Below are 15081 nucleotides of genomic sequence, written 5' to 3' on the forward strand. Positions count from 1 at the left end.
ACATCCGTCAGCGCCAGGCGAGGCCGGGACCTCGCCTGGCGCTGATCGACCCGCCTACCGCCTGGTGATGTCGGACTCGGAGTAGAAGCAGTTCTTCCCGTCCGCGCCCTCACCGATCTTCTTCGGCTCGCTGCCCTTCGGCACACCCTGGTACTTCTCGCAGATCACCGTGCTGCCGTAAACCGTGATCCGCGAGAACCGGGCGGTGTCGCCCCAGTTCGTGTTGATCCCCGCCAACACCTTCGTCGTGCGCGCCGTGACACCGTCCATCACCACGTGCCGCTGGTACGACGTCGAGCAGTTGCCACACGCCCGGTACAACTTGCCCGAGCTGTGCACCTGGAAGTTCCGGATCGTCACCGTGCCGGCGCCGTTGTGCTGGAACACCTTGTCCGACCCCGACTTCGCACCGCCACCGTCCACCAGGTACGTCGCCGACGCGCTCGGGCTCTTGAACGTCGCCGCGTCCTCGCCCACGTCGTTCCACCACACGTTGCGGATCGTGCACGAACCCTCGCAGTGGATCCCGTCACCCGCCGGCGCGTCGATGAACAGGTTCTGGATCGTGCCGCCGTGGGCCACCACGAACATCGGGTCCTGACCCTCGCCCTGACCACCGTCCCCGATCCCGTAGAACCGCTTCATCCCACCGTCGAAGAACGTCCCCACGTTCCGCGTCGTCGTCTGGTGCACGCTGCCCGAGTCGGTCGGCCACGGCCCACTGCCGTCACCGCCACCACCCGGAGCAGTCGTCGACGTGGTCGTCGTCGTGGACGTGGTGGTGGTCGACGTGGAGGTCGAAGTGGACGTCGACGTCGACGTCGGCCCGCCGCTCGACGGGATGAACGTCCACTGCTTGGTGGCCACGCTGTCGCAGGAGTTGGTCTGCACCAACGCGCCGACGGCCGTGGAGCTGTCCTTCGTGTTCATGCACTTGGTGCTGTTGGTGTCGATCACGCGGTAGTTGCTGCCGCTCGCGGTCAACGTCCACGTCTGACCGGGGCCGCCGGTGCAGGCGGCCTGCTCGATCGGCTTGCCCGCCGACGTCGACGCGTCCCGCACGCCGACGCACAGGCCACTGGAGACGGAGGTGATCCGGTACCCGCCGCTGACGGCCGTCAACGTCCACAGCTGACTGGACGCCGTGCCGCACGCCGACTGCTGGAGCTGCACGCCCGCGGTCGCAGTCGCGCCGGGGACGTCGAGGCAGTGGCCGCTGGCCGCGTTCTTCACCGTGTACGTCCCCGCGCCGATCGCCGCCTCAGCGGGCGCCGCCATCGGCCAGGACGCGAGGGTGGCGACCAGCGCCGCGGCGCCGGCGGCGGCGAACAGGCTCAGCCGCCATCGCGCGGCGCTCGGCCGCGGAGGTTTCCCGATCGGTCGGTGGACCGGTGTGCTCATGACAACTCCACTCTGACTTGCCTTGGACATCGGAACGGGCGGCCGACGTTTCCCCGGAAGTGCTTCCCGCACGCCGTCGTACCGGAAACCGCTTTCCCGGCGGATGTTAGATGCCGCGGAAGCCGCAGGTCAACAAGTGTTCCGCACATTTCCCCGCGCCGGGTGTCGAATGGAATCGAACGCCGAGGTAGCAGGCGTTCGATTCGATCAACGGCCACCGGCCGACCGAGCCGGGATCAATGCGCCCTGGTCATACCTGTGAACAGAATCGGTGCAGCGCGGTCACACTTGTGAACAATCAGACGACCGGAGACCGCCCACCGAGAGTAGTCAAGTCCACAGTGGACAGCGGAACAGAGGTTCACTGCAATGGCGGACTATTGCCCACATTGACGTCGGTAGAATTGAACCCATGAACAAAGGTGACATAGTTCCCGATTTCACGCTGCCGGACCACAAAGGAGAGGAACGGTCACTGGCGGAATTCACGGCGGCCGGTCCCGTGGTGGTCTTCTTCTACCCCGCCGCCATGACGCCCGGCTGCACCGCGGAGAGCTGCCACTTCCGCGACCTGGCGGCCGAGTTCGCCGCGGTGGGCGCCCAGCGGGTCGGGATCAGCGCCGACCCCGTCGACCGGCAGCGGGAGTTCGCCGACGCCAACGGGTTCGACTACCCGCTGCTGTCCGACCCGGACGGCGCGGTGGCCGCGTTGTTCGGCGTGCGGCGTAAGGTCGGGCTGCCGGGTCCGCTGGCCGCGCTGCGCACCCGGCGGTGGACGTTCGTCATCGGCGCCGACCGGCGGGTGCTGGAGGTCGTCAAGAGCGAGACGCGCATGGACGTGCACGCGAACCGCGCCCTGGAAGTCCTGCGCGCCGGATGAGCGAAGGCGCCCGGTGGCCGATGCCACCGGGCGCCCCTCGTCACCCGCCGACCGTCACACGCCGCTCGTCGAGTGGGCTTGCACCTTCCTGCGCGCCTCCCCCGGTCCCACCGGAATGACCACGTGGGTCGGCGGCGGCGCGAAGTCGTCCACGTGCGCGGTGAACGGGACGCCGTCGTCGCGGCACACGAACTGCATCACCTGGCGGCCCGCGGCGGCGGCGCGGATCAGGCCGCCCGTGGTCGCCCACACGCCCGACTGGTAGAAGTCGCGCAGCCCCGGCAGGCCGGGCCCGTACTTCTTCACCAGCTCCTCCAGCGTCTCGCCGCTGTCGACGAACGGCTGCCAGCCGAGCACCGTGCCGTCGTAGTTGCCGGTGTACCTGACCTGCGTGAGCGGGGTGGACAGGTCGCGGGCCACCACCGAGTCCGTGATGCCCGGGTAGCGCTTCTCGAGGTACCGCATCAGGGCCAGCCGGGTCTTCCGCTTGGTCGCGTAGTACTCGCGGCCGTGCTTGACGGGCAACGTGTGCAGCACCTCGCCGCCACGTCGTCGCGTCACCTGCTCCGGGAAGTCGTCCACCGCGCGCCACGGCGCGATGTCCGCGAAGTAGGTCATGTAGACCACGGTGGTGCCCTCGGGCGACAGCTCCGGGTAGTGCGCGCTGCGGAACTGGATGTTGATGCTGGCGTCCCGGATGCCGACGAGGTCGGCCTTCTCCTCGTCGGTCAGCAGGTGGGTGGTGCACGGGTCGCCCTCGGGCACGGGCCGGTTCAGGCCGAGGAACAGGCACACGTAACCGGGGAACACCATGCCGGGCTTCGCCATCGTCTCCGTGTACAGCTCCCGGTACTCGTCGTTGAGGTACCGGCCCTTGAGGAACTTCATCATCGTGGTGTGCCCGTCGGCGGCGGACACCACGACGTCGGCGCGGAACTCCCGGCCGTCGTCGAGCCGCACGCCGGCCGCCCGGCCGTCCTCGACGATGATCTCCTCGACCTTGGCGTTGTAGGTGACCTGCCCGCCCAACCGCAGGTAGCGCTGCTCGATGGACCGGGCCAGCCCCAGCGAGCCGCCCTCCGGGACGCCGGCGGACAGGTTCGCGTGCGAGGCGAGCTGGAAGTAGAACGGCAGCACCGGGAACGCGGGGTGCTTCTCGTAGAGCACGTAATTGAACGCCTCGCGCAGCAACGGGTCGCGGAACCGCGCCGAGTAGTCCGTCATGAGGGTGCCGATGGACTTGCGGACCACGTTGAAGTACGGGACGAACGAGGCCAGCATCCTCATCCGCTCCACCGTGCCCATGAGCCCGACCGGCTTGAGGAACGGGTACACCGCGAGCGCCCGGCGGAACTTGCGCAGGCCGCCGCAGAAGTCGCGGATCAGCTTGGCGTCGGCCGGGGACAGGTCGAGCAGGTGCGCTTCGAGCCGGTCGGGGTCGGAGTAGAAGTACACCGAGCGCCCGTCCCGGCCGCGCACGATGTTGAACACGTCGAAGTGGCGCATCTGCTTGCCCTGCAACGCGCCCAGCTCCAGCCAGATCTGGTGCATCTCGTTGCCCGGTCCGTTGCCGAGCAGCCAGCTGATGCAGCAGTCGAACGTGAACTCGCCGCGGTCCCAGGCGGTGCAGCACCCGCCGGGGATCTCGTGCATCTCGAAGATCCGGCTGTCGTAGTCGTTCATCTGGGCGTAGCACCCGGTGGACAGCCCACCGAGGCCGGCGCCGATGACGATCATCGTCTTGCGTCGCGCGCGGGTCATGTCCGTGACGTCCTCGCTGTCGGTCGGGCGGCCCGGGGGCGCTCGGTCCAGTTGTCCAGTTGGGGGAGGTCGCCGAGCTTGCCCGCTTGCCAGGGCTCGGCGCCGCGGCTCTCCTCGGCGTGGAACGGCACGCCCAGCTCGCGGCACAGGTACTGGGCGGCGAACCGCCCCGACGCCGCGGCCCGCAGCAGGCCGCCGCTGCCGACCCACTGCCCGGCGAGGTGGAAGCCGGCCAAGCCGGGCAGCGCCAGCCGGTCCTTGGCGATCAGGTCGTCCACCAGGTCGTCGGCCTTGGGCGACTTCCAGCCCAGGATCGAGCCCCGGTGGTTGCCGGTGTAGCGCTCGGTGGTGGCGGGGGTGGCCACCTGGACCACCTCCACCCGCTCGTCGATGCCGGGGAAGCGCCGTTCCAGGAACTCCCTGATGAACGCCGCCAGCTGCCGCTTGAGGTCCCAGTAGGCCCGGCGGTCGGTGGACCTCAGCGCCTTCCACGTGTCGTAGTCGCTGAAGTAGGTGCAGTGGATCAGCGACCGGCCCTCGGGCGCGAGCCCCGCGATCAGGCGGGACCGCAGGTGCACGACCAGGCTCTTCTGCAGCACGCCGGGCAGGCGGGCGACGTCCTCCTCCGGCAGGAGGTACGTCGTGCTGACCGGTTCGTCGGCGGCCACGTCGCCGCGGAAGCCGACGAACACCGACACGACCGCCGGGTACAGCTGCTCGGGGTCCGGCGCCACCTCGGTGAACAAGGTGTCCAGCCGCGGGTTGGTGTACTCGCCGCCGAGGAGCTTGGTCACGGTGGTGTGCACGTCGCCGGCCGCCACGACGTGGTCGGCGTAGTGCCGTTCGCCGTTGCGCAGCTCCACGCCGACCGCGCGCCCGTCCTCGACCAGCACGCGGGTGACCTTGGCGCGGAAGTCGATGCGCCCGCCGAGGCCGAGGTAGCGCTCCTCGACCGACCGGGCCAGGCCGAGCGACCCGCCCTGCGGCATGCCCACGTTGCCCTTGTGCGCCTCGGCCATCGTGTAGTGGAACGGGATGAGCGCGAAGGTCCGCGGGTCCTGGTAGAACATGTTCCGCAACGCCGCGGCCAGGAACGGGTCGCTCAGGCTGTCGGCGAAGTCGGCCATCTGCGTGCCGCCGGTCCGCCGGAACAGCCCCAGCGCGGGCAGCACCTTGCCGAGCATCCTCAGCTTCTCCCGCCACGACATGAGCGGCGTCGGCGTGAGGAACGGGTGGATCTCCAGCCGGACGAAGCGGCGCAGGTCGGCGCAGAACCGCCGGATCTTCGCCGCGTCCGCGGGCGAGCACGCCTCCAGCTCCGCCTGGAGCCGGTCGGGGTCGGTGTGGAAGGTGACCGAGCGGCCGTCCTCGGCGACCACCCGGTTGATCTCGTCGAACCGGGTGATCGCCTTGCCGTCCAGCGCGCCCAGCTCCCGCCAGACCTGGTTGGCCTCGTTGCCGGGCGCGGTGCCGTTGAGCCAGTCGATGCAGTAGTCGAACAGGTAGCCCTCGCGGGCCCAGGCCGTGCAGCAGCCGCCGGGCAGCACGTGCGACTCGAAGATCCGCGTCTCCAGGCCGCTCATCTGCCCGTAGCAGCCGACCGCCATGCCCGCCATGCCCGCGCCGATCACGATGACGCGCGGCCGGTCGCCGGACGTCCGCGTCCGCCGGTCCCAGGGGACCCTGGTGCTAGGCGACATCGCGGGCGCCTCCCGCGGTGAGGACGCCGCGCAGCAGGTCGGCGTTGTGCGCCAGGTGCTCGCCGTCGAGCATCTCGGCGTGCGCGCCGGACCCGGCGAGCACCGTGGTGCCCGCGGCGGAGCTGCCGTGCCACGTGCCGTGCTCGGACGCGGCGTAGAACTCCACCTTGTGCTCGTCGGAGATCACCGTGACGGGCCCGGACACCGTGCCGACGTTCGGCGTGCGGCTGGAGTGGTGCAGGTACTCGCGGGCCTGCCGCATGGTCTCCTCCGCCACGGTGGCGGAACCGGTGTGCCGGTGCAGGTGCGCGGCCAGCTCGTGCTCGAACTCGGCGACGTGCTCGTCGGCGAGCGTGAACCGCTCCGGGATGCGGTAGGAGTCCATGATCACCACGTGCGCGGCGGCGTGCCCGCGCCGTTCCAGCTCCTTGGCGACCTCGAACGCGAGGTTGCCGCCGAGCGAGTAGCCGAACAGGCGGTACGGCCCCTGCGGCTGGACGGACTCGACCAGGTCGGCGTACTCGGCCACCTTCCCGTCACCGGACACGTAGTTGAACGCGGTGAGCCGGAACTCGGACAGGTGCCCGGCCAGCAGCCGGTAGACCAACCCGTGGCCGCCCGCGGGCGGGAAGCAGAACAGCGCGGCCTCCCGGTCGGGGTTGAACACGAGGTACGGCTTGGCGCCGGCGATCTGCCCGGTGACGATGTGCTCGACCGTCTTCGCCATGCCGCGCAGGGTGGTGACCCGGAACAGCAGGCTGACGGGGATGGTGATGGCGAACTCGGTCTGGAGGTGGTGGATCAGCTCGATCAGCGCGATCGAACTGCCGCCGGACTCGAAGAAGTCCTGGTCCAGGCCGACGTGGTCCACGGCGAGCAGGGACTGCCAGTGCTTGGCGGTGCGGACCTCGTACAGGGTGACCGGCGGCTCGTGGTCGGCGGCGTCCGCCGCGACGGGCAGCGGCAGGGCGTCCACGTCGACCTTGCCGTTGGCGGTCAGGGGCAGTTCCGGCACCGCCACGAGGTGGGCGGGGATCATGAACGTCGGCAGGTACTCGCCCAGGTGGGCGCGCAGGGCGCGGGGGTCGAAGTCGGCGCCCTCCGCCGGCACGCAGTAGGCGAAGAGGGTGTCCTCGCCGCGCGCGTCGGGACGGACCAGCACCACCGCCTGGGCGACGCCGGGCCAACGGGTCAACCGGCTCTCGACCTCGCCGACCTCGACCCGGTGACCGTGCACCTTCACCTGGCCGTCGGCCCGGCCCAGCAGTTCGACCACTCCGCCCGCCGTCCAGCGGGCCAGGTCTCCGGTGCGGTACAACCGCACCTCGCGGCCGTGCAGCTCACGGGTGGCGAAGCGCAGCGCGGTCTGCCCGGGGTCTCCGAGGTAGCCCGCGGCGACGCCGTCGCCGCCGATCCACAGCTCGCCGACGACGCCCTGCGGCACCGGCTCTCCCCGCTCGTCCAGCACGTAGAGCGCGGTGTTCGGGAACGGTCGGCCGATCGGCACCACGCGGCCGGGTTCCAGGTCGTCGACCGGCCCGTCGAAGTAGGTGCTGTCGATCGTGGCCTCGGTGAGGCCGTAGGAGTTGACCAGCCGGGTGTCCGGGCCGCACAACGCCTTGAGCCGCCGGTACTCCTCGACCTTCCACACGTCCGAGCCGACGACGACCAGCTTCATGAAGTCCAGCCGCGCGCCGGTGCGGTCGCAGTGGTTCATCAGCCCGCGCACGACGGCGGGGACGAACTCGGCCGCGTCGACGTGCTCGGCCACCATCGTGTCGTGCAGGCGGGCGGTGTCGAAGAGCAGGTCGCGCGACACCAGCACCAGCGAGCCGCCCGAGCACAGCGCCCGGACCAGGTCGCCCGTGAACACGTCGAACGCGAAGCCCGCCATCTGCAGGTGCACCCGCGCGTCGGTGTCGAGCCGGTACTCCTGCCGCCACGCGGCGAACGCCGACGCGAGGTTGCGGTGGTCGACCCGGACGGCCTTCGGCGTGCCGGTGGACCCGGACGTGAAGATGACGTACGCGGGGCTGTCGAGGTCGACGGGCTCCAGCCCGGGGCCGCCGTCCACGTCGAGGGCGAGGTCGGCCACGTCGGTGACCGGCACGGGCAGCCCGGTCAGCCGGTCGCGGGTGCGCGCGTCGGCCAGCAGCAGCGCGGCGCCGGCGGTGCGGACCATGTGGTCGAGTCGTTCGGCCGGGTAGTCCGGGTCCAGCGGCAGGTAGGCGCCACCCGCCTTGAGCACGGCGAGCAGCGTCACGACCAGGTCGGCCGACTTCTCCAGGCACAGCGCCACCACCGACCCGGCCCGCACGCCCTCGGCGCGCAGCACGCGGGCCAGCGCCGTGGACCTCCGTTCCAGTTCGGCGTAGGTGAGCCGGTCGGCGCCCGTGTCCGTCGGCGTGACCACCGCGACGGCGTCCGGGGTGGCCGCCGCGGCGGCGGAGATCAACGTCGTCACCGGCGCGTCGGCGGGCGCGGTGCGCGTCACGCCGCTCCACCCGTCGAGGATGTCCGCGCGCTCGTCCTCGCCGAGCAGGGTCAGCTCGGTGACGGGCTTCTCGGCGGGCGCGCGGGTCAGGCTGTCGAGCAGCGTCACGTAGTGCCCGGCCATCCTGCTCACCGTCTCGGCGAAGAACAGGTCGGTGTTGTACTTGAACGCGCAGTGGAAGCGCCGGTCCGCCTCGTCCTCGTAGACGGAGAGGGTGAGGTCGAACTGGCCTTCCTCCTCCGGCAGCTCGACGTACTCCAGGCGGTAGCCGTACTTCTCGGTCGACACCTTGTGCGCCAGGAGGATGAACATCGCCTGGAACACGGCCGACCGGCTCGGGTCGTGGCGCAGCCCCAGCTCGTCCACCAGCAGCACGAACGGGTACTCCTGGTTGTCCAGTCCGTTGAGGACGGTCGAGCGGACCTGGCCGAGCAGGCGGCCGACGTCGAGGTCGCCGGACAGGTCCGCGCGCAGCGGCAGCGGGTTGACGAAGTAGCCGTAGACGGAGCCGAACTCCTTCTCCGTGCGGCCGGTGACGGGGCTGCCGACGATGATGTCGTCCTGCCCGGAGTAGCGGCTGAGCAGCACGTAGTACGCGGCCAGCAGCACCACGAACACCGTCACGTCGTGCTCGCGGGCCAGGTCGTGCACCCGCGCGCTCAGCGCGGTGTCCAGGACGAAGAACTCCGAGGCGCCGTTGTCGGTTTGCACGACCGGCCGCGGCTTGTCGGTCGGCAGGTTGAGCACGGGGGTCCGCTCGGGCAGGTGCCCGCGCCAGTACTCCAGCATCCGACCGGCGTCCGGGCCGGCCAGGAACCTGTTCTGCCAGTTGAGGAAGTCAAGGTACTGCGCGGTCGGCTCGGGCAGCTCCACCGGCTCGCCCCGGCGCAGGCCCTCGTAGACGGCCAGCAGCTCCTCAATGAACGTGAAGGTGGAGATGGCGTCGGAGACGATGTGGTGCACCGCCTTCATGATCACCCAGCGGTCCGGGCCGCGGCGGAACAGCCGGAAGCGGACGAGCGGGTCGCGCTCCAGGTCGTAGGGCGCGCGGTACTCGGCGATGATTATCCGGTAGATCTCGTCCCAGTCCCGGTCGGCGACGTCGAACAGCGCGACGTCGGCCTCGACGGACGCCGAGATCTGCTGGACCGCCTGCCCCTTCTCCATCGTGAAGTTGGCGCGCAGCAATGGGTGCCGAGCGATCAGGGTGCGCACGGCGTCGAACATCAGCTCGGGGTCGAGTTCCGCGGTCACCTCGACCGCGCCGCCGATGTTGTAGGCGAAGCCGTCGGGGTTGAGCTGCTTGAGGAACCACAGCGCCTTCTGGTTCTGGGTCAGCGGGAACCGGTGCTCGTCGGTGAACACCTCCACCGCGGTCTCCTCGCGGTCGCCGGTGGCCGCGTGCGCGATCAGGCCGGCGTGCACCTGGTCGATCAGCTCGGCCACGGGGCTGCCGCTGAGCAGCGCGACCACGGGCAGGCTGACCCGCAGCTCGGTCGTGATCCGGGCCCGCAGCTCCATCGCCAGCAGCGAGTCCAACCCGGCGGCGGTGAGGCCGGACGACGGCTCGACCTGCTCCGGCGGCACCCGCAGCACGGTGGCCACGATGCCGGTGAACCGCTCGGCCACCAGCGCGCGGCGGGTCTGGGCGTCGGCGTCGCGGAACGCGTCCAGGAAGCTGCCGGACTCCGCGGGCGCGGTGTCGGCGGCCGCGGCGGCGAGTTCGCTCACCAGCGGCGGCGGCGTGCCGTACCACGAGAGAAAGGCGGGCCAGTCGACGACGGTCGCCACCAGCAGTTGGGCGTCCTCCTGGCCGATCACCCGCTCCAGCGCGGCCATCCCCGCTTCCGGCGACAGCGAGCTCATCCCGCGGCTGACGCGGTAGTGCTCGACCAGCCCCAGCTCCTCGATCATGCCGGTGGCCCACGGCCCCCAGTCGATGCTCAACGCGGGCAGGCCCTTGGCACGGCGGTGGTGCGCCAAGGCGTCCAGGAAGGCGTTGCCGGCGGCGTAGTTGGCCTGTCCCGCGGTCGTCAGCAGCGACGCGATCGAGGCGAACAGCACGAAGTGGTCCAGCGGCTCGTCGCGCAGGTGCTGGTGCAGCAGGTGCGCGCCGACGACCTTCGGGTCGTGCACCGCGTCGAAGCCGGTGCGGTCCATCGCCGGGACGAGCGTGTCGCGTACGTGTCCGGCCAGGTGGAACACGCCCCGGATCGGCTGGGCGTGGTCACGGCGGTAGTCCGCCAGCCACGACACGAGCGCCGGCTCGTCGGTGACGTCGATGGGCGCCAGGATCACCTGCGCGCCCAGGGCTTCCAGGTCGCGCACGAACCGCACCGCCCGCCCGGCGGCGCTGTCCCGGTCGAGCATGCTCCACCAGGCGCGTTCCGGCAGCCGCGTGCGGCCGACGAGGACCAGCCGGCGCGCGCCGCGGGCGGCCAGCGTCCGGCAGAGCAGCCTGCCCAGCGCGCCGAACGCGCCGGTGACCAGGTAGCTGCCGTCGGAACGCAGGCGCAGCGGCAGCGGGCGGGTCAGCCCGGGCGCGGCCGACCGCAGCCGGCTGGTGTGCCGGTCCGTGCCGCGCAGGGCGATCTCGTCGACCACGCCGACGCCGTCGACCTCCGCGTCGACGGGCGCGAGCACTTCGCGCAGCAGCGCGTCGACCTCGGCGCGGCGGGCGTCGGGTCCGTCCGGGCGGGTCGGCGCCAGGTCGACCAGCTTGCCGCGGTGGGCGGTCAGCTCCTGGTGCCACAGCACCCGGCCGATCCCCCACGCCCGGGCGCCCAGCGGCCGCACCGGGTCGCCGTCCAACACGGCCTGCGCGCCGCGCGTGACGACGTGCAGCCTGCCCGTCAGCTCGCCCGCGAGCAGCGCCTGCGCGAGGACGACCAGCGAGTACGCGCCCAGGTCCGTGCTCTGGTCGAGGTCCGTGCGGGACAGGCCGTCCACGTCCGGCGCGTCCAGGTTCCACAGGTGCACCACGCCCTCGAACGGCGTGCCGTGCTCGTCGGCGAGGTCGGCGGCCAGCCGGGACAGGTCGGCGGACTCCCCCGGCGTCACCGTGGACTCCCACCGGCCACGCCGGTAGCCGCGGCCGGGGCGCACGAGGTGGCAGTGCCTGCCCGTGGCGCGCAACGCGACCGCGAGCTCGTCGGCGACACCGCCGGCGTCGGCCAGCAGCAGCCAGCGGCCCTCGGCCCGGTCCGGCTCGGGCGCGGGCGGGCACGCCGTCCACGCCACCTTGGCCAGCCAGCTGTCGATGGTGGACCGGCCGACCGCCGTGGCGGCCTTCTCGACGTCGGCGGCGCGGAACCCGCGGACGTGGCCGAGCGGCGTGCCGTCGGCGGTGTAGACGTGGATGTCGCCGACCAGGTCGCCGCCGTCGCGGTCGGTGATCACGGCGTGCGCCCACAACTCCTGGTCGCCCACCGGGTCGAGCCGGACCTCCCCGATCGACAGCGGCAGCCGGATGCCCGTCGACCCGGCGGCCGGACCCGCGGCCAGCAGCGGCGTCAACAAGGTCTGGAAGCACGAGTCGAGCAGCACCGGGTGCACGTGGTGCCCGGCGGCGTCGATGCCCGCGGTCGGTCGGATGCGCGCCAACGCCTCGCCCTCGGCCACCCAGACCTCGTCGATGCCCTGGAAGGCGGGCCCGTAGTGGTAGCCGAGACCGGCCAGCGCGGCGTAGCAGTCCGAGCCCGCGACGCGCTCGGTCCGGGCGCGGATGGCGTCGAGGTCGGGCGGTGCGCCGGGCTCGCCCCGCTGCCCGGCCCGGACGACCCCCGCCGCGTGCACGACGCGTTCCTGGGCGCCGTCGGTGACCGAGGCGACGGTGAACCCGGCGTTCTCGCCGGAGAACGACAGCCGCACCAGCCGGGACTCGGTGTCGGACACGAAGAGCGCTTTGCGCAGTTCCAGGTCGGCGATGGCCGCCGACGCGCCGCCGGTCAGCGCCCGGACGGCCTGCGCGACCATCTCGACGTACCCTGCGGCGGGGAACAGCGCGTTGTCCTCGATGCGGTGGTCGTCGAGGTACGGCAGGTCCTCGACGTCGATGCGGGCCTCCCACGTGGGCTCCGCGCCCTCGACGCGACGGCCCAGCAGCGGGTGGTCGCGGTGCCCCAGTCGGACCTGCTCGACCGGCGCCGGCTCCACCCAGTAGCGGTCGCGCCGCCACGGGTAGCGCGGCAGCGGGATCGTCGCGCCCGCGGGCTGCAGCACCGCCCAGTCCACCGGCACGCCCAGCGTGTGCAGCTCCGCCAGGGACCGGTGGAGCCGCGCGGGCTCGTCCTCCTGGCGGCGGATCGACGGCACGGCGCGGCCTTCGACGCCGTGCGCGGCCAGGCACTCGGCGATGGAGTGCGCCAGCACGGGGTGCGGCCCGATCTCCAGGAACAGCCGGTGGCCGTCGGCGGCGATGGCGTCCACGGCGGCGCGGAACCGCACGCGGTCGCGCACGTTGTCCCACCAGTACCCGCCGTCCAGCTCCGGCCCGCGCGCACGCCCCTCGCGGCCGGTCAGGTACAGCGGGACCACGGCCTCCCGGGCGCGCAACCCGGACAGCGCGGTGATCAGCTCGTCCTTGATCGCCTCCATGCGGGCGCTGTGGTACGGCACACGGACGGCCAGGAACTTGGCGAACACACCGTCACGGGTCAGCGCCTCGCGCAGCTCCTCGAGGGCGTCCGCGTCACCGGCCAGCGTCACCGCGGTCGGGGAGTTGACGGCGGCGACGGACACGCGGTCGCCGTAGGGCAGCACGCGGGCGCCGGCGTCGTCCTCGGTCAGGCCGACGGCGAGCATCGTGCCGGTGCCGACGAGCTTCTGCTGGAGCCGGCTGCGCTGCAGCACGACGTCCACGGCGTCGGCCAGCGAGTACACGCCCGCCTCGCAGAAAGCGGCGATCTCGCCGGTGCTGTGCCCGACGATGGCGGCCGGGCTCACGCCCCGCGACCGCCACACCGCCGCCAGCGCGACCTGCACCGCGAAGTTCGCGGGCTGGGCGAGCCACGTCTCCCCCATCGCCGAGTCGGCCTCGTCGGCCGCCATCAGCTCGATCAGCGACCAGCCCGCCTGGCGGCGGATCTCGGCGTCGACCCGCTCGATCACCTCGCGGTACACCGGTTCGGACGCCAGCATCCCGCGGCCCATCGCCCACCACTGCGGGCCCATGCCCGTGAACACCCACACCGGGTTCCGCCCGTCGGCGGGCGCCTGGTTCTCCACCACGTCGGGGTGCGCTTCGCCGCGCTCGTGGGCCGCTAACGCGGCGTCCAGGTCTTCCGCCGTGGAGTAGGTGATCGCCAACCGGTGCTCGTGGTGCTGCCGCCGGTGCGCCAGCGTGTAGCCGACGTCCGCGACCGAAGCGCCTTCGGCCAGTTCACGGCGGATGCCGCCGGCCAGCTCGGCCAGCGCGCCCGGATCGCGGGCGGACAGCGGCAGCACGGTGCGGGCCGGCGCCGTGACGGCGTCGTTCCGCGGCGCACGCCGAGGCGGAGCCTCCTCCAGCAGCACGTGCGCGTTGGTGCCGCCGAAGCCGAACGAGTTCACGCCCGCCCGCGCCGGACCCTCGTGCTCCGGCCACGGCACCACCTCGGTGGGGATGTCGTACGGCAGCGCGTCCAGGTCGATCTCCGGGTTGACCCGTTCGAGGTTGATGTGCGGCGGGATGAGCCGGTGTTCCAGCGCCAGCGCGGTCTTGATCAGGCCGGCGATGCCCGCCGCGGACTCGGTGTGGCCGATGTTCGTCTTCACCGAGCCGACGTAGACGGGCGCGCCGGGCGCACGGCCCTCGGCCAGCGCCCGGCCCAGCGCGTTCGCCTCGATCGGGTCGCCGACCGGCGTGGAGGTGCCGTGCGCCTCCACGTACTGGAGGTCGCCGGGCGTGATGCCCGCGTCCGCGCACACCTGCTTGATCAGCCGCACCTGCGCGTCGGCGCTGGGCACGGTGATGCCGTTCGTGCGGCCGTCCTGGTTGACGCCGCTGCCGATGATCACGGCGTGGATCGGGTCGCCGTCGCGCTCGGCGTCGGCCAGGCGCTTGATCGCCACCACGCCCACGCCCTCGGCGCGCACGTACCCGTCGGCGGAGGCGTCGAAGGTGCGCGAGAGTCCCTGCGGCGACAGGAACCCGCCCTTGGTCTCGGCGATCGTGTACTGCGGGGTGAGGTGCAGCAACGTGCCGCCCGCCAGGGCGAGGCTCGTCTCACCGCGGCGCAGGCTCTGGCAAGCCAGGTGCACCGCCACCAGCGACGAGCTGCACGCCGTGTCGATCGAGACGCTGGGTCCGCGGAAGTCGAAGCAGTACGAGATCCGGTTCGACACCATCGTCATCATCGTGCCGGTGGCGGTGTGCGCGGCCAGGGTGCGGAAGCCCAGGTCGGCGAACTGGAGGATCTTGTAGTCGAGGGTGAAGGCGCCGACGAACACACCGACGTCCGCGCCGGCCAGCTCACCGGGACGCTGACCGCCGTCCTCCAGCGCCTCCCACGCGACCTCCAGGAGCTTGCGCTGCTGCGGGTCCATGTACTCGGCCTCGCGGGGGCTGATGCCGAAGAACGCCGGGTCGAACTCGTCGAAGCCGTCGATGTAGCCGCCGCGCCCGCCGACCAGCCTGCCGGGCTTGGTCTTGTCACGGCTGCCGAGCGTGCCGACGTCGTAGCGGTCCGGCGGGGTGTCGGTGATGCAGTCCTTGCCGTCCAGGAGGTTCCGCCAGTAGGCGCGGTGATCGGAGGCGCCACCGGGCAGGCGGCAGCCGATCCCGATTATCGCGAAGCGGTCGTCCGGGGAGGTCGGGGAAATGCTTTCTGGCATGGAGTCGCAGTCCTTTTCGAGAGCAGCGCGAC

Annotated in this window: 5 protein-coding genes; 1 reads left to right on the forward strand and 4 read right to left on the reverse strand. The window is 71.8% G+C overall.

Annotated features, from left to right (window positions below; genetic code table 11):
• Positions 1 to 54 precede the first annotated feature (54 nt).
• Positions 55 to 1401: a pectate lyase gene (locus ACRAKH_RS18695; protein ID WP_447009148.1), complete on the reverse strand. Its 1347-nt coding sequence runs from the start codon at positions 1399 to 1401 to the stop codon at positions 55 to 57.
• A gap of 412 nt (positions 1402 to 1813) precedes the next feature.
• Between ACRAKH_RS18695 and ACRAKH_RS18700 the strand changes: the two genes are divergently transcribed.
• A complete protein-coding gene (locus tag ACRAKH_RS18700; RefSeq protein ID WP_380728564.1) occupies positions 1814 to 2281 on the forward strand; it encodes a peroxiredoxin in 468 nt (155 codons plus the stop codon).
• A 54-nt stretch (positions 2282 to 2335) separates the two neighbouring features.
• On the opposite strand, the gene ACRAKH_RS18705 is transcribed toward ACRAKH_RS18700, so the two are convergent.
• Genes ACRAKH_RS18705 through ACRAKH_RS18715 form a run of 3 tightly spaced genes read right to left on the reverse strand, consistent with a single transcriptional unit; the run spans position 2336 to position 15049 of the window.
• Positions 2336 to 4042, reverse strand: coding sequence for a phytoene desaturase family protein (locus ACRAKH_RS18705; RefSeq protein ID WP_380728566.1), 1707 nt, complete (start codon positions 4040 to 4042; stop codon positions 2336 to 2338).
• Positions 4039 to 5742, reverse strand: a complete 1704-nt coding sequence (locus ACRAKH_RS18710; RefSeq protein WP_380728568.1) for a phytoene desaturase family protein — start codon at positions 5740 to 5742, stop codon at positions 4039 to 4041. Before ACRAKH_RS18710 ends, ACRAKH_RS18705 begins: the two co-directional genes overlap by 4 nt.
• Positions 5732 to 15049, reverse strand: coding sequence for a non-ribosomal peptide synthetase/type I polyketide synthase (locus tag ACRAKH_RS18715; protein WP_447009149.1), 9318 nt, complete (start codon positions 15047 to 15049; stop codon positions 5732 to 5734). Before ACRAKH_RS18715 ends, ACRAKH_RS18710 begins: the two co-directional genes overlap by 11 nt.
• Positions 15050 to 15081: the final 32 nt, after the last annotated feature.

This window comes from Saccharothrix hoggarensis, from assembly GCF_052936025.1.

Bases quoted from the DNA above. Each gene is read 5' to 3' on its own strand.
- ACRAKH_RS18700 (WP_380728564.1), top strand. From the start codon at position 1,814: ATGAACAAAGGTGACATAGTTCCCGATTTCACGCTGCCGGACCACAAA.
- ACRAKH_RS18715 (WP_447009149.1), bottom strand. From the start codon at position 15,049: ATGCCAGAAAGCATTTCCCCGACCTCCCCGGACGACCGCTTCGCGATA.
- ACRAKH_RS18705 (WP_380728566.1), bottom strand. From the start codon at position 4,042: ATGACCCGCGCGCGACGCAAGACGATGATCGTCATCGGCGCCGGCCTC.
- ACRAKH_RS18710 (WP_380728568.1), bottom strand. From the start codon at position 5,742: ATGTCGCCTAGCACCAGGGTCCCCTGGGACCGGCGGACGCGGACGTCC.
- ACRAKH_RS18695 (WP_447009148.1), bottom strand. From the start codon at position 1,401: ATGAGCACACCGGTCCACCGACCGATCGGGAAACCTCCGCGGCCGAGC.